Source organism: Microbacterium sp. A84, assembly GCF_051842815.1.
In the GTDB taxonomy this organism is placed as follows: domain Bacteria; phylum Actinomycetota; class Actinomycetes; order Actinomycetales; family Microbacteriaceae; genus Microbacterium.
The window spans coordinates 314,473-330,757 of record NZ_JBPXMS010000004.1; the positions used below are offsets into that span (position 1 = coordinate 314,473).

The 16,285-nt window shown below is 64.4% G+C and carries 17 protein-coding genes and 1 pseudogene; 11 read left to right on the plus strand and 7 right to left on the minus strand.

Going from position 1 to position 16,285, the window contains the following annotated elements; all coding sequences use genetic code 11:
* Positions 1–138: 138 nt before the first annotated feature.
* Positions 139–852: a phosphate signaling complex protein PhoU gene (phoU, locus tag ACSU04_RS16350; RefSeq protein ID WP_439280796.1), complete on the plus strand. Its 714-nt coding sequence runs from the start codon at positions 139–141 to the stop codon at positions 850–852.
* A 74-nt stretch (positions 853–926) separates the two neighbouring features.
* Here phoU and ACSU04_RS16355 read toward each other — a convergent pair whose 3' ends face one another.
* On the minus strand, positions 927–1,670 hold the full coding sequence (locus tag ACSU04_RS16355; RefSeq protein WP_439280797.1) for a phosphoglyceromutase: 744 nt from the start codon (positions 1,668–1,670) through the stop codon (positions 927–929).
* A 47-nt stretch (positions 1,671–1,717) separates the two neighbouring features.
* On the opposite strand from ACSU04_RS16355, the gene ACSU04_RS16360 reads away from it, so the two are divergent.
* On the plus strand, positions 1,718–2,539 hold the full coding sequence (locus ACSU04_RS16360; protein ID WP_439280798.1) for a class I SAM-dependent methyltransferase: 822 nt from the start codon (positions 1,718–1,720) through the stop codon (positions 2,537–2,539).
* Positions 2,540–2,545: 6 nt separating this feature from the next.
* On the opposite strand, the gene ACSU04_RS16365 is transcribed toward ACSU04_RS16360, so the two are convergent.
* From ACSU04_RS16365 to ACSU04_RS16380, 4 genes are all read right to left on the minus strand, one after another.
* Entirely contained in the window at positions 2,546–3,484 is a 939-nt protein-coding gene (locus ACSU04_RS16365; RefSeq protein ID WP_439290302.1) for a hypothetical protein, read from the minus strand.
* Between the two features lie 120 nt (positions 3,485–3,604).
* Positions 3,605–4,726 carry a CAF17-like 4Fe-4S cluster assembly/insertion protein YgfZ gene (ygfZ, locus tag ACSU04_RS16370; protein WP_439290303.1) on the minus strand — a complete coding sequence of 374 codons (1,122 nt, stop codon included), beginning with the start codon at positions 4,724–4,726 and terminating at the stop codon, positions 3,605–3,607.
* A gap of 2 nt (positions 4,727–4,728) precedes the next feature.
* Complete coding sequence (locus ACSU04_RS16375) at positions 4,729–5,331, minus strand: FABP family protein (RefSeq protein ID WP_439280801.1); 603 nt, start codon at positions 5,329–5,331, stop codon at positions 4,729–4,731.
* Positions 5,332–5,500: 169 nt separating this feature from the next.
* Positions 5,501–5,791 (minus strand): hypothetical protein, encoded by a 291-nt coding sequence (locus ACSU04_RS16380; protein ID WP_439280802.1) that lies wholly within the window; start codon positions 5,789–5,791, stop codon positions 5,501–5,503.
* A 136-nt stretch (positions 5,792–5,927) separates the two neighbouring features.
* Here ACSU04_RS16380 and ACSU04_RS16385 point away from each other — a divergent pair, with 136 nt between their 5' ends.
* From ACSU04_RS16385 to ACSU04_RS16420, 8 genes and pseudogenes are all read left to right on the plus strand, one after another.
* A complete protein-coding gene (locus ACSU04_RS16385; RefSeq protein WP_439280803.1) occupies positions 5,928–6,614 on the plus strand; it encodes a winged helix-turn-helix domain-containing protein in 687 nt (228 codons plus the stop codon).
* 54 nt (positions 6,615–6,668) lie between these two features.
* Positions 6,669–8,834 (plus strand): RNA degradosome polyphosphate kinase, encoded by a 2,166-nt coding sequence (locus tag ACSU04_RS16390; RefSeq protein WP_439280804.1) that lies wholly within the window; start codon positions 6,669–6,671, stop codon positions 8,832–8,834.
* Positions 8,831–9,793 carry an NUDIX hydrolase gene (locus ACSU04_RS16395; RefSeq protein WP_439290304.1) on the plus strand — a complete coding sequence of 321 codons (963 nt, stop codon included), beginning with the start codon at positions 8,831–8,833 and terminating at the stop codon, positions 9,791–9,793. The genes ACSU04_RS16390 and ACSU04_RS16395 overlap by 4 nt, the downstream gene beginning before the upstream one ends.
* A gap of 150 nt (positions 9,794–9,943) precedes the next feature.
* Entirely contained in the window at positions 9,944–11,056 is a 1,113-nt protein-coding gene (locus tag ACSU04_RS16400) for a phosphate ABC transporter substrate-binding protein PstS (RefSeq protein WP_439280806.1), read from the plus strand.
* A 115-nt stretch (positions 11,057–11,171) separates the two neighbouring features.
* A complete protein-coding gene (pstC, locus tag ACSU04_RS16405) occupies positions 11,172–12,143 on the plus strand; it encodes a phosphate ABC transporter permease subunit PstC (protein ID WP_439280807.1) in 972 nt (323 codons plus the stop codon).
* A 1-nt stretch (position 12,144) separates the two neighbouring features.
* Entirely contained in the window at positions 12,145–13,239 is a 1,095-nt protein-coding gene (pstA, locus tag ACSU04_RS16410; protein WP_439280808.1) for a phosphate ABC transporter permease PstA, read from the plus strand.
* Positions 13,240–13,267: 28 nt separating this feature from the next.
* Positions 13,268–14,047 (plus strand): phosphate ABC transporter ATP-binding protein PstB, encoded by a 780-nt coding sequence (pstB, locus tag ACSU04_RS16415; protein WP_439290305.1) that lies wholly within the window; start codon positions 13,268–13,270, stop codon positions 14,045–14,047.
* A 204-nt stretch (positions 14,048–14,251) separates the two neighbouring features.
* Positions 14,252–14,392 (plus strand): annotated as a pseudogene (locus ACSU04_RS16420) (type IV toxin-antitoxin system AbiEi family antitoxin domain-containing protein); the annotation flags it as partial.
* A 21-nt stretch (positions 14,393–14,413) separates the two neighbouring features.
* Here ACSU04_RS16420 and ACSU04_RS16425 read toward each other — a convergent pair.
* Positions 14,414–14,551, minus strand: coding sequence for a hypothetical protein (locus tag ACSU04_RS16425; protein ID WP_439290363.1), 138 nt, complete (start codon positions 14,549–14,551; stop codon positions 14,414–14,416).
* Between the two features lie 36 nt (positions 14,552–14,587).
* On the opposite strand from ACSU04_RS16425, the gene ACSU04_RS16430 reads away from it, so the two are divergent.
* On the plus strand, positions 14,588–15,136 hold the full coding sequence (locus tag ACSU04_RS16430; RefSeq protein ID WP_439290360.1) for an endonuclease domain-containing protein: 549 nt from the start codon (positions 14,588–14,590) through the stop codon (positions 15,134–15,136).
* A gap of 107 nt (positions 15,137–15,243) precedes the next feature.
* On the opposite strand, the gene ACSU04_RS16435 is transcribed toward ACSU04_RS16430, so the two are convergent.
* Entirely contained in the window at positions 15,244–16,128 is an 885-nt protein-coding gene (locus ACSU04_RS16435; protein ID WP_439290306.1) for an aminodeoxychorismate lyase, read from the minus strand.
* Positions 16,129–16,285: the final 157 nt, after the last annotated feature.

Sequence of the window (16,285 nt, forward strand, 5' to 3'; positions counted from 1 at the left end):
CCGAGAACTAGTATTCACGTACTGGGCACCGTCCGTTAACCTTTGACGAACACAATCAATGAGGGCGCGCGCACATGGCAGTGCCCTCCATCGGCCGGTCGAAACCGCCCGAGATCCGAATGAAAGGTTGCGCCGCACATGCGCGAAGTCTTCCACCAGTCCCTCGTGGACCTGCAGTCTCGCCTCGTGGAGATTGCCGACCTCGTCACGGTCTCCATCGACAAGGCCACTCGGGCCTTCGCCACCAGCGACGTCTCCCTCGCTGAAGAGGTGATTGCCGACGACACCAAGATCGACGAACTGGCCGTCAAACTCGACGAGCAGGCCATCGAGATCCTCGCCCGCCAGCAGCCGGTCGCGCGTGACCTTCGCATCGTCGTCTTCGCGCTGCGTGTGAGCGCTTCGTTGGAGCGCATGGGCGACATGTCAGAGCACATCGCTCAGCTTGCTCGCATGCGCTTCCCTGAACGTGCCATCCCGAAGGGGCTCAAGGGCACGTTCACGAAGATGGGCGAACAAGACGTCGAGATCGCCCGCACGCTCTCCGAACTGCTGCGCACTCAGGACCTACGCCTTGCCGATGTCATCCGCAACGCAGATGACGAGGTCGATGAACTGCACGCTCGCGTGTTCGAGAAGGTGCTCAGCGACACCTGGAAGGGTGAAGCCAACGCGACCGTCGATGCCACGCTCGCCAGCCGTTACCACGAGCGCTTCGCCGATCACGCCGTCGCTGTTGCGAAGAAGGTCGTGTACCTCGCCACCGGCGATTGGGACGTCGACGAGGACGACATCGCTCTGGCCGCAGCTGAGGCTGAGGCTGAAGAGAGTGGCGGTAAGGGCCTCGCCTGACGCCCCTGCTTACTGACGAGGCCCCCTGTTGCAGATGCAGCAGGGGGCCTCGTCGTGTACCAGGGGCGTCGGTGTTACTTCTTGCCCTGCGAAGCGACCGCAGCAGCGCCGGCGGCAGCGGCCTCGGGGTCGAGGTAACGGCCAGGACCGGTGGGAACGTTGTTGTCATCGAGCTCGTAGATCAGCGGGATGCCGGTAGGGATGTTCAGCTCGGCGATCTCGTCGTCGCTGATGCCGTCCAGGTGCTTGACGAGACCACGCAGCGAATTGCCGTGCGCCACGACGAGAACGGTCTTGCCCGCCTCGAGGTCAGGAACGATCGCGCTCTCCCAGTAGGGCAGCATCCGGTCGATGACGATGGAAAGCGACTCGGTGCGAGGCACATCGCCGTCGATGCCGACATAGCGCGGGTCATTCACCTGGCTGAACTCGCTGGCGTCGTCGAGCAGGGGCGGCGGTACGTCGAACGAGCGACGCCACAACTGGAACTGCTCTGGACCGAACTCTTCCAGAGTCTGCGCCTTGTCCTTGCCCTGCAGAGCGCCGTAGTGACGCTCGTTGAGCCGCCAGGAGCGGGTCACCGGGATCCACAGGCGGTCGGCAGCATCCAGAGCGATATCCGCGGTCTGGATGGCGCGACTCAGCAGCGAGGTGTGCAAAACGTCGGGCAGCAGGCCGGACTCGGCAAGCAACTCGCCGCCGCGGCGAGCCTCCTCCTTGCCCTTTTCAGTGAGGCGGACATCCACCCAACCGGTGAACAGGTTCAGTTCGTTCCACTCGCTCTGGCCGTGGCGGAGCAGGATGAGGGTGCGCGTCATGGCTCCAGTCTATCGAGAGCCCTCCCCGCCGATGGCAGGATGGATGCATGGCGTCATCTCCACTCGGGCATCCCACCAGGGGCACCACGGGAACCAACAGACTGCGCCGCAATGATCGCTGGATCGCCGCTAGCCCCGCGTTTCGCACTGCCGCAGATCCACTGGTGATCGATCTGGGATTCGGCGCCAGCGGTGTCACCGCGTTCGAGCTGGCGACCAGGCTCGGCCGGGTGCGTCCGGATGCCGAGGTCATCGGTTTCGAGCTCGATCCTGAGCGCGTCGCCACCGCTCGTAGGCAGCTCGATGATGTGCGTGCAGGCCGCACGCCCTTCTCCCCCGATCTTCGCGTCTCCTTCGCACGTGGTGGGTTCGAAGTGCCGCTGACCGGAGGCCGTCGCCCCGCCGCGATCAGGGCGATGAACGTGCTGCGTCAGTACGACGAATCGGAAGTGCCAGCCGCATGGGCATCGATGGCCGCCAGACTCACCCCGCAGGGGCTGTTGTTCGAGGGCACCTGCGACGAGATCGGCCGCATCGCCAGCTGGATCGATGTCGCCCCCGACGGCCAGCCCCAACGCTTCACGATCTCGTTGCGGCTGGCAGAGCTGGAGCACCCCCGCATCGTCGCCGAACGCCTCCCCAAGGCACTGATCCACCGCAACGTGCCCGGCGAGCGCGTGCACGACCTGCTCATCGGCTTGGATCGCGAGTGGGATCGCGCGGCGTCGCTGTCGACGTTCGGTGCGACCCAGCGGTTCCTCGCCACGGTGAAGGCACTCAAAGACCAGGGATGGCCGGTGCTGGGCGGCCGCACTCGCTGGCGGCTCGGTGAGCTCACGGTGCCGTGGAGCGCGGTCGCGCCGCGCTGAGTTCGATCAGCCCCAGCGTTCCTGCAACCACGCCACTCCGGCGAGCGCCTCGCTGCGCTGGAAAGCACGAATCGTGGGCATGTTCGGCGGCGCGGGCCTACGAGCCTGATCGAACCAACGACCGATCGCTCCAGCCAGCACCGCGTCGACTTCCTCAGCCGGCACACCCGCGAACAGTTCGTGAGAGTGCAGCAGGTGTTCTGCATCCACCGTCTCGCCGCGCAGGCGGGCATCTAGGAGATAGAACAGGCCATCGACCCACCGCGCGCCGACGGCGGCCCACGGCCAATCGATGATCCAGGCCTTGCCCACACAATCGATGAGGATGTTGTCGGCACGGCCGTCCAGATGCATCAGGTGCTCACCGTCGACCGCTTCGCATACCCGCGAAGCCGTGTCTTGCAGCCTCTCGCGCATGCCCATCACCCACTGCGGCAGATCCGCACCGCTGTCATCGGCTGCGATCGCCAACCAGCTGTCTCGTTCCGCAGTGAACTCGTCAGTCGCCCGCGGCAGCGACGCGAGTGCCGAGCCGGAGACCACGGGTAATGTCGCAAAAGCATCGAGCACAGCGACCGTGTCGGAACCGTCGAGCGCTGCACCGGGATGGCGGGCCTCCACGTCATCGAGAATCAACGCAACCCAGTCATCCACAATCCAGGACCCAAGCAAACGGGGCGCGCTGACCTCGGCGGGAAGCGCCGACATCACGTCAATCTCACGCGCGTGCAGCTCGAACGCCCCGGAGTTGTGGTCGCGGCGCACCGCTTTCACGAACGCGCGCTGCCCATCCGCCGTCGAGACGCGGTCCGCGCTGCCGGGCGAGAAACCGCCTGCTTGGCTGACCGTCGAGACCACGGGACCGCCGAGGATACGCGCGCACTCGGCGTGAATCCCTTCGGGAAGATCTGCCCAGAGCATGCGGGTTTTGACCTGGTGCGACATCCGTACACGATATCGCGCCGGTGGCGGAAGAAAAACACGGCTCCAAGTTCGATCGCAGCCAGGTTTTCCTTCCCGCATCGGGGGTGGATCCTGGCGTGCGTGCCGAGGGATGCGGCGCGCTCAGGCTCGGCGCGGATCCTGTCCTTCAGGACGACGAGACAGACGGGTCAGCCGCGGCACATCGGCGGTGGCACCAGCATCCGCCGGCACGATCACCTGCTGCGCCGCGGAGACATCGACAGTATCTGTCCGCACGATCAGCTCAGCTGTCGGCGCACGCCGCGACAGTATGGCCAGCGCGATCGGCCCATCTTCGTAGTGACGGGCAACCGAGGTGATGTGCCCGACTTCGGCATCGCCGGCGAAGATCGCAGACCCTGGCTCTGGCAGTACATCGTCGCTGCCGTCGAGGTGGAGCGCGGCGAGGCGACGCGGCGGGTGGCCGAGATTGTGCACCTTCGCGACGGTCTCCTGGCCCCGGTAGCAGCCCTTGTTCAGGTGCACAGCGCTGCGGATCCAGTCGGTCTCGTGTGGCAGCGAACGTTCATCGACTTCACTGGCCCAGCGTGGTCGCCAGGCTGCGATACGCAACGCCTCGGCGGCCAGAATGCCAGCGGCCTCGAATGTGGAGATGGCGGATGCCACGGCATCCGCCTCGACGATCGCCACGCGCCACGCATAGTCGGCGGCCGGGTGTTCCTCGACGTTCGCGTACTGATGTCCGCCCGGCTGCACGACGACCCACGGATCGGACCAGACGAGCGGCGTGTCGCCGGGAGCCGCAGCAATCGCGCGCACCGCGGCATCCGCATCGCCACCGGCGAAGAAACCGAGCAGTTCAAGATCTGTGCGCACGGTCACCGTGACCCGCGAGCGGAAGATCATCCGCTTCAACCAGGCGGCGAGCGGTTCGACGTCAGCGGCGTCCGCGATCAGCCATACGGATGAGCCGTCTTCGAAGACGCCGGCAGCGTGTTCGACGCGTCCCTGAGGATCGAGCACGAGCAGTTCCGTGCTGTCACCGGAGCGCAGCCCTGCGACACCCTGCGAAGTGATGGAGTCCAACCAGCTCAGCCGGTCTTCCCCTGCCACTTCGATCACGCCGCGGTCTCCCAGCGGCGCAACGGCGCTGCCCGACAGCAGCCGACGCTGCTCTCGCATGGGCTCGCCCAGGTGCATGAGAACACCGTCGGTCGCGACCGCGCCGGGTAGCGCCGCAAAAGCATCAATGAGAGTGGGCATGATCAGACCTTAGCCAGACGTGCTGAGGCATGCGACGCCAGCGTCGCGCCGAGAGCTGCGATGTCCCACGCCCAGAGCAGGTGATTGTCGACCAGCCCATACATGCGACTGGCAGCGCCGTACTCTTTGCCGCCGGCACCGCGCACGATCGCGTCCGTGCTGATGTCGACGCGTGGGCCGTTGATTTCACCGAGGTACAGCTCGAGCGCGCCGTCAGAGTGCGCAACCGACACTTCCAGCGGGAAACCGCCCGATTCGCTCCGGAGCTGCTCGACGTCGTGGACAGTACGCGCCGGAGCCGCCTCGATCGGAGGCAGCAAAGCCGGGCCTGCATCAGCTTCTGTCGCGGGACGAGCGATACGCCAGAAGCCGGTTTCGGCGACGAGCGGCACGGATGCTTCGCCCTCTGCCGCAGCCATCCAGCCGGTCGCAGAGTAGTTCAGGTAGCCCGCACCATCGTGGCTGAAACTCACCCGATGGGTGAACTCGCCTTCGAAGCGGTGATCACCTGCGGTGTACTCGATGACTCCGGTGCCTTCCCAGACGCCGATGAGCCAGCTCAGCGGCGCGAGATCAGCCGGAAGATCGGTGGGAAGCCCGAGCATCAAAACTCAGATCAGCGCTGGCCACGGAACAGGTTCCGAAGAACCACACCGGCCACGAAGAAAATCGCGAGACTCGCAAGCCCCAGCAGACCGATGAAGAAGAGTTCCAGAGCGACGAGATCCATGGCCCCACTCTACCCCCGCTGTCGTTGCCCGCGGCGAATGGATCTCAGGCAGGAACCAGGGCTGCCAGAGCGAACCCCGCCGAAACCACACCGAGCAGCAGCAGCGCACCGGTCACGCTCGCGGCGATCCGGAAGATAAACCCCTTGGTCTGGCCGTACCCGAGCTGCAGGGCGAAGGAGAGCAGAATCGCACCGCCGAAACCGACGAGCAACCATTGGACGCGCCATTCCTCAGGCACGAAGATGCCGATCATGACCGCCGCGAGGAGCGCAGCAGCCCACACGACGACGACGCCACTCAGAGGACTGCGCGGTGCGAGAGCGGGTTCAGGCATGACTCCATTGTTACCTATTCGACGCGGATGATGCCCCCACCACGTCACAGCGTCTGCCGTCGCTCGGTATCATTGGCGCACGGCTTCCCCCGATCGCCGTGCAGGGCGTCGGCCTCGTCGCCCGAAAGGAAAGTGCGTGGCCCTGATCCTGGTTCTGACCTCAGCTCCAACTTCGGAGCAGGTTCTGCCCGCCCTCGACCTGCTCAGTCACCGGGTGCGTCAGATCTCTGCAGAACCCGCTCAGCTCGTCAGTGCGCCCGAGAGCGAGATCGTGATCGTCGACGCCAGGCACGACCTCGCCGGCGCGAAATCTTTGTGCAAGCTGCTGCGCACGACCGGCCAGGATGCTCCCCTTCTGCTCGTCGTCACTGAAGGCGGCATGAGCGCTGTCTCCGGAGACTGGGGCATCGACGATGTGCTGCTCACGAATGCCGGACCTGCCGAGACCGATGCGCGCATCCGACTGGCGATCGCTCGCAGCGACGCCAACTCCGCGCCAACTCGAGTGCACGCATCCGGAGTCACGATCGATGAACAGTCCTACTCCGCCAAACTGCGCGGCAAGGCACTGGATCTCACCTACAAGGAGTTTCAGCTCCTGCATTTCCTGGCCACGCATCCGTCACGGGTGTTCACTCGCGAACAGCTGCTGAGTGAAGTGTGGGGCTACGACTACTTCGGTGGCACACGCACGGTGGATGTGCATGTGCGTCGCCTGCGCGCGAAACTCGGCGACCAGGAGCAGATCATCGGCACCGTTCGCAACGTCGGCTACCGCTTCAATGTGTACGACGATGACCAAATGTCGTCGGCGAGCCGCTGACACATCGCGGACTCGTTCACACGTGTGCCACCCGGCGATGCAAAGATGTACAGCATGATCGATCCCGCTTTCGCAGACGCTGGCCTTGGTGACGCCGAGGACGACGACTTCGACGCCGTCGAATCACCGGACTCGTTGCTCCCTGACCATCGCTTTCATGATCGCGAGATCAGCTGGCTCGCGTTCAACCAGCGCGTGCTGGAGTTGGCCGAGGACTCGAGCCTCCCCGAGCTGGAGAGAGCGAACTTCCTGGCGATCTTCGCGAGCAACCTCGACGAGTTCTTCATGGTGCGCGTGGCCGGCCTCAAGCGCCGCATCCTCACCGGCCTCGCTGTTCCCACCAACGTCGGCCGATCGCCTTCCGACGTCCTCACCGATATTTCCAACGATGCCCATGCCCTTCAGCTTCGGCACGCCGTAGCCTGGACCGATCTGGTGCGCCCCGCCCTGGCGGATGCCGGAATCGAGATCACCGAATGGGATGAACTCAGCGATGCCGAGCGCGCGGCTTTCACCGAATATTTCCAGCTGCACGTCTTCCCGGTGCTCATGCCGCTCGCGGTTGACCCGGCGCATCCCTTCCCGTACATCTCCGGGCTTTCACTGAATCTCGCGATCCGCATCCGCAACGCGCGCACCGGCCGTCAGGAGTTCGCGAGGCTCAAGGTGCCGCCCATGCTGCCGCGATTCGTCGAAGTTCCAGGATCCGGCGAGATCAAGCGATTCCTTCGTCTGGAAGAGCTGATCGCCAACCACCTCGGCGACCTCTTCCCCGGAATGGAAGTGCTCGATCACCACGCGTTCCGTCTGACCCGCAACGAGGATGTGGAGATCGAGGAAGACGAGAGCGAGAACCTCATCCAGGCCCTTGAGGCCGAGCTGCTGCGCCGCCGCTTCGGTCCGCCGATCCGTCTCGAGATCACCGATGACATGGACGATGTCACTCTCGACCTGCTCATCAAAGAGCTCGACATCACCGATCAAGAGGTCTACCGCCTCCCTGGCCCGCTTGATATGCGCGGACTCTTCTCGCTCTCGCGCGTGAACCGCCCCGACCTGCGCTACCCGCCGCACCTGCCCACGACCGCGCTGGCCTTCCAGCCGATCGGCTCGAGCACCCGCGCCGACATCTTCTCCGCGATCAGCCAGGGCGATGTGCTGGTGCATCACCCCTATGAATCCTTCGCCACCAGCGTGCAGGCCTTCCTCGAGCAGGCGGCGCGCGACCCGCACGTACTCGCCATCAAGCAGACGCTGTACCGCACCTCGGGTGACAGTCCTATTGTGCAGGCCCTCATCGACGCGGCCGAAGCCGGCAAGTCTGTGCTCGCGCTCGTCGAGGTGAAGGCGCGCTTCGACGAGGCGAACAACATCGTCTGGGCGCGCAAGCTGGAAAAGGCCGGCGTCCATGTCGTCTACGGACTGGTGGGCTTGAAGACACACTGCAAGCTCGCCCTCGTGATCCGCGAAGAAGAGGGCACGCTACGCCACTACTCGCACGTCGGTACCGGAAACTACAATCCGAAGACGAGCCGTGTGTACGAAGATTTCGGGCTCTTCACCGCCGATGCTCAGGTCGGCAAAGACCTCACCAGGCTGTTCAATGAACTCAGCGGGTACGCGATCGAGAAGAAGTTCAAGCGACTTCTTGTCGCCCCCTTGCACCTGCGCAAGGGACTGCTTCGCCAGATCGACAACGAGCGCAAGAACGCGGAAGCCGGCGCACCCGCGCACATCCGCATCAAGGTCAACTCGCTGGTCGATGAAGAGATTATCGATGCGCTGTACCGTGCGAGCCAGGCGGGCGTGAAGGTCGATGTCTGGGTGCGCGGCATCTGCAGCATCAAGGTCGATCTGCCCGGCACCAGCGACAACATCACCGTGCGTAGCATCCTGGGCCGTTATCTGGAGCACTCACGGATCTTCGCCTTCGAGAACGACGGCGACCCGCAAGTGCACATCGGCAGCGCCGACATGATGCACCGCAACCTCGATCGTCGTGTCGAAGCGCTCGTGCGCGTAACCGGCCCCGACCACATCAAAGAACTGCTGTCCTTCTTCGATCTCGCCATGGATGACACGACGAGCTCGTGGCATCTCGGCGCCGAGGGCGTGTGGGATCGCCACTTCGCGGATGCCGATGGAAATCCACTGGTGGATCTGCAGGACTACACGATGAATCAGGTTCGTCGTCGTCGGCGAACGCGCACTGTGCGATGATCACGACGGCTCTGGGCATGCGGGATGACAAGGCTGTGTACGCGGCGGGCGCCGTGGTGTGGCGATTGGTTGAGGGCAAGCTTCGCGTGCTTCTCATCCACCGCACGAAGTATCGCGATGTGACGCTGCCCAAGGGCAAAGTCGATCCGGGCGAGATGCTCGCTCAGACAGCGGTGCGCGAGGTGCATGAGGAAACGGGCATCCGGGTGTTCCTCGGAGTTCCAGTGGGCGTCAGCCGATACTTCATGCGTCCCAAGCGTCAGAAGGTCGTGCACTACTGGGCAGCCGAAGCAACTGACGAAGCGATTCGCAGTTCCACCTTCGTGCCGAACAGTGAAATCGCAGCATTGGAATGGGTGAGCCTGAAAAAGGCTCGAAAGTGCCTCAGCTATCCGGTGGATCTGGAGATTCTGGACGAGTTCGAACGGCTCGTCGACGATGGCGTGCTGCGCACGTTCCCGATCATCGTGCTGCGACATGCGAAAGCGATCGGGCGATCCGATTGGGAAATGTCAGATGCTTCGCGCCCGCTGACCGAGCGCGGCAAGAAGCAGGCCGCGGCCATCGTCGCGCCGCTGCGTGCCTTCGGCGTGCGCAAAATTATCACTAGTGACGCCGTGCGCTGCGTGGAGACGATCACACCGCTCGCGAAGGCCCTGGATCGCAAGCCAGTGGAGACAGAGCGCATCAGCCAGGATGCGTGGGAGGAGGGACGCTCGGACGCCAGGGCCGTAATCGGCAAACGAGTGCGCTCCGGCAAGCCAGCACTGCTGTGCAGTCATGGACCCGTGCTCCCGGACCTTTTGACGGAGCTCGCGCTCGCGACCGGCACCATGCACGGCTCATACCTCGGCAGTGCTTCTGCGCTCGAGGTGGCCGCGTTCTCCGTGGCGCACCTGTCGGCGACGAACCCTGGTTCTGGCATCATCTCGATCGAGACGCACGTTCCGAAGCTCTGACGTTTTCCTGCGCGAGCAGGAGCGACTCCAAGGGGTCGCCAGTCGTTCACCTTCTGTTTACCTGTGCGGGAGAGTCTCGTTAACTGCCGCGCTTAGCGTCACTGTGTGCCCTGCACCGGGCCTCAACCATCCACGATCGAAGGATCCACAGTGAAGATCTCCCGAATCGCCCGAATCAGCGCCATCGGCGCCGTCGCCGCCCTTGCTCTCGCTGGCTGTGCCGCGAACGAAGCTCCTGCTGCCGACACATCCGATGCACCCGCCGAGACCGGCGCGACTGCGCTCTCCGGCACCATCGACGCCACCGGCGCTTCCTCGCAGGCAGCCGCCCAGGAGGCCTGGGTCGCCGCTTTCCAGACCGCCAACGTTGAGGTCACCATCAACTACGAGCCCACTGGCTCGGGCACAGGACGTGAAAACTTCCTCGAGGGCGGCAGCAACTTCATCGGCTCCGACCGCGCGTTCAACGCCGAGGAGATCGCCGCCGGCGGCTTCGGCGCCTGCACCACAGACGACATCATCGAGATCCCCGTCTACATCTCGCCGGTCGCAGTGGCGTTCAACCTCGAGGGCGTCGACACGCTGAACCTGGATGCCGCCACCATCGCGAGCATCTTCGCCGGCACCATCTCCAACTGGAACGACTCCGCGATCGCGACGCTCAACCCCGACGCCACGCTCCCCGATCTGGCCATCTCGCCGGTTCACCGCTCCGACCCGTCCGGCACGCAGGAGACCTTCACCAACTACCTCGCGGCGACCGCTGCAGACATCTGGACCTATGAGGTCTCCGACGAGTGGCCGATCGAGGGTGGCGAAGCCGCTCAGGGTACCTCCGGTGTCGTTCAGGCCATCACCGCCGGCAACGGTGCGATCGGCTTCGCCGACGCTTCACAGGTCGGCGACCTCGGTCAGGTGCACGTCGGCGTCAATGGTGAGTACATCGCGTACTCGGCGGAGGCCGCTTCGCAGCTCGTCGAGGGCGCGACCCTCGAAGATGGCCGCGGCGAGGGTGACCTCGCGTTCGCGGTCGACCCCGCTGCTGCCGCAGACGGCGCATACCCGATCGCTCTGGTCAGCTACCTGATCGGCTGCGAGCAGTACGAAGACGCCAACGTCGCTGAGCTGGTCAAGTCGTACTTCACCTACATCGCCAGCCCCGAGGGCCAGGACGCCGCCGCAGACAACGCCGGCAACGCCCCCATCTCGGACGGCCTGCGCGAGAAGGTCCTCGCCGCGATCGACCTCATCCAGGTCGGCTGATCACCGCCTGATGGCATACAGCTGACGTTGATGCCCTCGCCCCCGAACAGGGTGCGAGGGCATCGACGAGCACGCTACGCTTCACTCCGACTCCTCCGCCCGAAACAGGGAGACCATGAGCACGACCGAGCAGGTACAGTCCGCGCGCACCGATCCGCCGGCCCCGATCAACGCCAAGCAGCGCCTGGGTGATCGGGTGTTCTCCGGCACTGCGCTCAGCGCCGGGATCATCATCCTCGGCGTCCTCGCGGCTGTTGCGGCGTTCCTCATCATCCAGAGCATCCCCGCGTTCCAGGGCGACACCAGCGATAACCACATCCTCAAGGGCGAGTCGTTCTGGACGTACGTCTGGCCACTGGTGTTCGGCACACTCTGGGCCGCGTTCATGGCGCTGGTCATCGCCGCCCCGATCTCGATCGGCATCGCGCTGTTCATCTCGCACTACGCGCCCCGTAAGCTCGCCTCGCTCCTCGGCTACATCATCGACCTGCTCGCTGCCGTCCCCTCTGTCGTCTTCGGCCTGTGGGGCGGATTGGTGCTGGCTCCGATGCTGCAGCCGATCTACGCCTGGCTGAGCGAAAACGCGAGCTGGATCCCGTTCTTCCAAGGCCAGGTCTCCTCCACCGGCAAGACGATTCTGACGGCAGCACTGGTGCTCGCCGTGATGTGCATCCCGATCATGACCGCCATCTGCCGGGAAGTCTTCCTGCAGACGCCCACGCTCCACGAAGAGGCGGCGCTCGCGCTCGGTGCCACCCGCTGGGAGATGGTGCGGATGGCCGTTCTCCCCTTCGCCCGCGGCGGCATGGTGTCTGCGGCCATGCTCGCCCTCGGCCGCGCGCTCGGTGAGACGATGGCGGTCACGATGGTGCTCTCCCCCTCGGCTGTTGTCAGCTTCCTGGTGATCACCGCAACGAACCCGACGCCGATCCCCGCGAACATCGCCCTCGCCTTCCCCGAGGCGCATGGCACCGGCGTCAACACACTGGTCGCAACCGGCCTCATCCTCTTCGTCGTGACCTTCGCGGTCAATGCGGTGGCACGCTGGATCGTCGCCCGCCGCGCCGAGTTCTCGGGAGCGAACTGACATGACCCTCACTGCTGCGCCGGGCGTCGCTCTCGCCCCCAACGTCGCTCTCACCTCAGGCAGGCTTCCGAAGTGGGCTCCATGGGCTCTGCTGCTGCTGTCGCTGGTGATCTCCTTCGCTGTGTTTGGCGTTGCGAGCATCGGTGAGAATCTCGCCGACTTCAACATCGTGGGTGCATCGCTCATCGGCATCCTGATCTACATGGTCCTGATCACGGTTCTCTCGATGATCGTGGAAAGCCGCCGCAAGGCAGTCGATCGACTGATGACGGCGCTCGTCGCCACCGCGTTCCTGATCGCCCTGATGCCGCTCGTCTCGCTGCTGTGGACCGTGGTCTCGAACGGACTCAACCGCTTCGATCCCGAGTTCTTCTCGTTCTCGATGCGCAACGTCGTCGGTGAAGGCGGCGGCATCGTGCATGCCATCTGGGGCACGCTGCTGATCACTCTCACCGCCACCGTGATCTCGGTGCCCATCGGTCTGATGACCTCGATCTACCTGGTCGAGTACGGCCGCGGCAAGCTCGCGAAGGGCATCACGTTCTTCGTCGACGTGATGACCGGCATCCCCTCGATCGTCGCGGGCCTGTTCATCTACGCCGTCTTCTCGGTGATCTTCCGCCCTGGAATCTCGATGGGCATCATGGGCGCGCTGTCGCTGGCGGTGCTGATGACGCCGGTGGTCGTGCGAGGGAGCGAAGAACTCCTGAAGATCGTCCCGAACGAGCTGCGCGAGGCCGCCTACGCGCTGGGCGTGCCGAAGTGGCTGACGATCCTCAAGGTCGTGTTGCCCACCTCTATCGCGGGCATCATGACCTCGATCACCCTGGCGATTGCTCGCGTGATCGGCGAGACCGCGCCCCTGCTGCTGACCGCCGGATTCACGATGAGCGTGAATACGAACATCTTCGATGGGCAGATGATGACTCTGCCCGTGTTCGCCTACAACCAGTACATGAACCAGGGCACGAACCCGGATGCCGCGCTCGACCGCGCATGGGCATCCGCTCTCACCCTGATCCTGATCGTCATGGTGTTGAACCTGCTCGCGCGACTCATCGCGAAGTGGTTCGCCCCGAAGACCTCCGGCCGCTGAGCCGTACCCGATATTTAAGGAATCTCACGTGTCCAAGAGCATCGAAGTCAACGACCTCAACGTCTACTACAGCGATTTCCTCGCTGTGGAGGGCGTGTCCCTCGACATTCAGCCGCGTAGCGTGACCGCGTTCATCGGTCCGTCCGGTTGTGGCAAGTCCACGTTCCTGCGCACCCTGAACCGCATGCACGAGGTGATTCCTGGCGCTCGCGTGCAGGGCGAAGTGCTGCTGGACGGCAAGGACCTTTACGGCCCCGGTGTCGACCCTGTGCTTGTTCGTCGGCAGGTGGGTATGGTGTTCCAGCGTCCGAACCCCTTCCCGACGATGTCGATCAAGGAGAACGTGCTCGCGGGCGTCAAGCTGAACAACAAGCGGATGTCTCGCTCGGATCAGGAGGCGTTGGTCGAGAGTGCGCTCACCGGAGCGAACCTCTGGAATGAGGTCAAGGACCGCCTCGACCGGCCAGGCTCCGGCCTCTCGGGTGGGCAGCAGCAGCGTCTGTGCATCGCTCGCGCGATTGCCGTTGAGCCCCAGGTCATCCTGATGGATGAGCCGTGCTCAGCCCTCGACCCGATCTCCACCTATGCGATCGAAGAGCTGATCGGCGAACTGAAGAACCAGTACACCGTCGTCATCGTGACGCACAACATGCAGCAGGCTTCCCGCGTCTCGGATCGGACGGCATTCTTCAACATCGCCGGCACCGGCAAGCCAGGCAAGCTCATCGAGTACGGCGATACCTCGGCGATCTTCACCACCCCGACGGTGCAGGCGACCGAGGACTACGTGTCTGGCCGGTTCGGGTAGGTCCTCTCCCCTTCTTCCGGCCCTAATCCCAGATGCGCAGGCACGTTTGCGGCGTGTCCCGGATGCGCCGCGCCGCAATTGCATGGTGCCATCTGGGGTTCGGGACGAGTGACTTTCACTGCACAACTCAGAATTCGGCCGAGTTCTCCACGGATCATGGATTTCCGGGGGACATGATTCGCGCGCAGAGCGGATGCTCGGACGATGAGTTTCGCACGCGCATTCACCGTCCTCGCAGCAATCGGGCCCATCGCACGCACTAGCGACCTCCACTCTCATGGTGTGACCAAGCGCGAGCTTGCACGCGCTTGCAAAGCCGGTGAGATCTACCGTGTGAGACAGGGTGTGTACGCCGCGACCGACACATCAGATGAGCTTGTCCACGCGGCGGAACACGGCGGTGTGCCCGCCTGCCTCGTTGCGGGGCGGATGCACGGGCTGTGGGTACTCGAGAACGATGAAATAGACCTCCATGTCTGGGTCGGGCACGCCGGTGAACGACATCAGTGCAGACGAGATGACTGCGGCAACAAACCACGCATGCACTGGGATGATGGCGCGGCCCGGCTCGGCCAGTTACCGCCGGTGCGAAATGCTCTACTCCAGATCGCCGTATGCATGGGCGAGGAATCATTCTTCGTCGCTTTGGAATCCGCCCTCCGGCATAGCTCGCTGCCACCTGATGGGCTGAGATGGCTGGGCGAACGACTCCCCGAAGAGTTACTCTGGCTCCTCGCGTTCGCACACTCCGATGCGGACAGTGGACTCGAATCCCTCGTCCGACTGCGGCTGCATCACCTCGGCATCAGCGTGCAGACTCAGATCTCGATTGAGGGCGTGGGCGAGGTAGACATGGTGATCGGTAACCGGCTCATCATCGAAGCGGACGGGCGCGAGAACCACGAGCGGGAGGCGAAGCGACACAAAGACCTTGTGCGAGATGCGAAGGCGGCCGCGCTCGGATATGAGACCTTGCGGTTCGACTACGCCATGATCGTGCACGACTGGGAGATCGTCAAAGCCGCAATCATCGCCAAGGTCACGGCCAGCGCTCACCTGCGCGCCTCTTTTCAGGTTGCAGTGGGCTGAATCCCGGACGACCCCGGCCATCGGCGGCATGTCGCAGGATCGACACGCCGCCGAGTCACCCGCCCGTCTGGGATCTGGCACGGCCAGCCGGCGGACGGCCGCACGCATCAGTCGCGCGGGGAGAGGAGGTAGTGGTTCAGATCGGATGTCAGTGCGGGCACTGTGGGGATCGGATGAGCGTCGATGGCGGTGATCGGGGCTGCCAGGCGGAGACTCGACACCAGCCATGCGGCATCCGCGCTGGGCAGATCCGTCGCCGGAATCCGGTCGTACCCCGTCTCGAAGCCGCGTCCCGACAGGTATTCGTAGACGCTCAGCTGCGTCGTGCCGTGCAGGATGCCGCCAGCCGGCGCCGGGGTCACGAAGCGGTCTCCGAAGCGGAGGATCAGCGACGCGGTCGGAGCCTCAAGCACGAAGCCATCCGTGGACAGGAAGATCGCGTCCTCTGCCCCTCGCCTGCGTGCCTCGCGCAGCGCCGCCATGTTCACCGCGTACGACAGCGTCTTGGCGCCCAGCAGTAGCCACGGTGCACGCTCGGCCACATCGAGGTCATAACCCCGGTCCAGCGTCACGACGCGCACACCTTCGCTACGCACACGAGAGAAATCGGATGCCGGCGCCGCAGTCACCCACGCCGTCGGAGTCGGACCGTGCTCCACGCCGCGGCTGAGGATCAGTTTGATCACGGCCTCCCCGGGCGGGCACTCCGCAGCGGCCACTGCGACCGCCTGACGCCACTGCTCTTGATGCGGCACCGGAAGGTCGCACAGGTGCGCAGAGTTCGCAAGACGCTCAAGGTGCGCGATGACCTCCTGGGCGTGTCCGTTGATCACGCCGATCGACTCGAACACGCCATCACCGCGCTGCGTACTGAGCTCACCAACGCTGAGAGCGGGGGCCGTGGCATCCACCACCGTGAACGTGTCGGCGTAGTCGGCCCGTTCCTCGTCGGCATGGACGGGATCGATGATCAGGGCGAAGCGCTGGGTCATGAATCGACTCTACGACCAGGATGACGGAGGGAATACCCTCGGCGTCGGGACGTTACAATGGAGTAGCCGGGCCGCATAACCCCGGGCTCCAATTTTTGCCGCTTTGAGCGGCCTCCCGCCGAGAGGCGTTTCTGCGGCCCGGTCTTTCTCTGCCTAC

Coding starts and splice junctions, on each gene's coding strand:
- ACSU04_RS16355 (WP_439280797.1), bottom strand. CDS start 1,670: ATGACGCGCACCCTCATCCTGCTCCGCCACGGCCAGAGCGAGTGGAAC.
- ACSU04_RS16395 (WP_439290304.1), top strand. CDS start 8,831: ATGATCACGACGGCTCTGGGCATGCGGGATGACAAGGCTGTGTACGCG.
- pstC (WP_439280807.1), top strand. CDS start 11,172: ATGAGCACGACCGAGCAGGTACAGTCCGCGCGCACCGATCCGCCGGCC.
- ACSU04_RS16435 (WP_439290306.1), bottom strand. CDS start 16,128: ATGACCCAGCGCTTCGCCCTGATCATCGATCCCGTCCATGCCGACGAG.
- ygfZ (WP_439290303.1), bottom strand. CDS start 4,726: ATGCCCACTCTCATTGATGCTTTTGCGGCGCTACCCGGCGCGGTCGCG.
- pstA (WP_439280808.1), top strand. CDS start 12,145: ATGACCCTCACTGCTGCGCCGGGCGTCGCTCTCGCCCCCAACGTCGCT.
- ACSU04_RS16375 (WP_439280801.1), bottom strand. CDS start 5,331: ATGCTCGGGCTTCCCACCGATCTTCCGGCTGATCTCGCGCCGCTGAGC.
- ACSU04_RS16365 (WP_439290302.1), bottom strand. CDS start 3,484: ATGTCGCACCAGGTCAAAACCCGCATGCTCTGGGCAGATCTTCCCGAA.
- ACSU04_RS16390 (WP_439280804.1), top strand. CDS start 6,669: ATGATCGATCCCGCTTTCGCAGACGCTGGCCTTGGTGACGCCGAGGAC.
- ACSU04_RS16430 (WP_439290360.1), top strand. CDS start 14,588: ATGCACTGGGATGATGGCGCGGCCCGGCTCGGCCAGTTACCGCCGGTG.
- ACSU04_RS16380 (WP_439280802.1), bottom strand. CDS start 5,791: ATGCCTGAACCCGCTCTCGCACCGCGCAGTCCTCTGAGTGGCGTCGTC.
- ACSU04_RS16425 (WP_439290363.1), bottom strand. CDS start 14,551: ATGTCGTTCACCGGCGTGCCCGACCCAGACATGGAGGTCTATTTCATC.
- ACSU04_RS16360 (WP_439280798.1), top strand. CDS start 1,718: ATGGCGTCATCTCCACTCGGGCATCCCACCAGGGGCACCACGGGAACC.
- phoU (WP_439280796.1), top strand. CDS start 139: ATGCGCGAAGTCTTCCACCAGTCCCTCGTGGACCTGCAGTCTCGCCTC.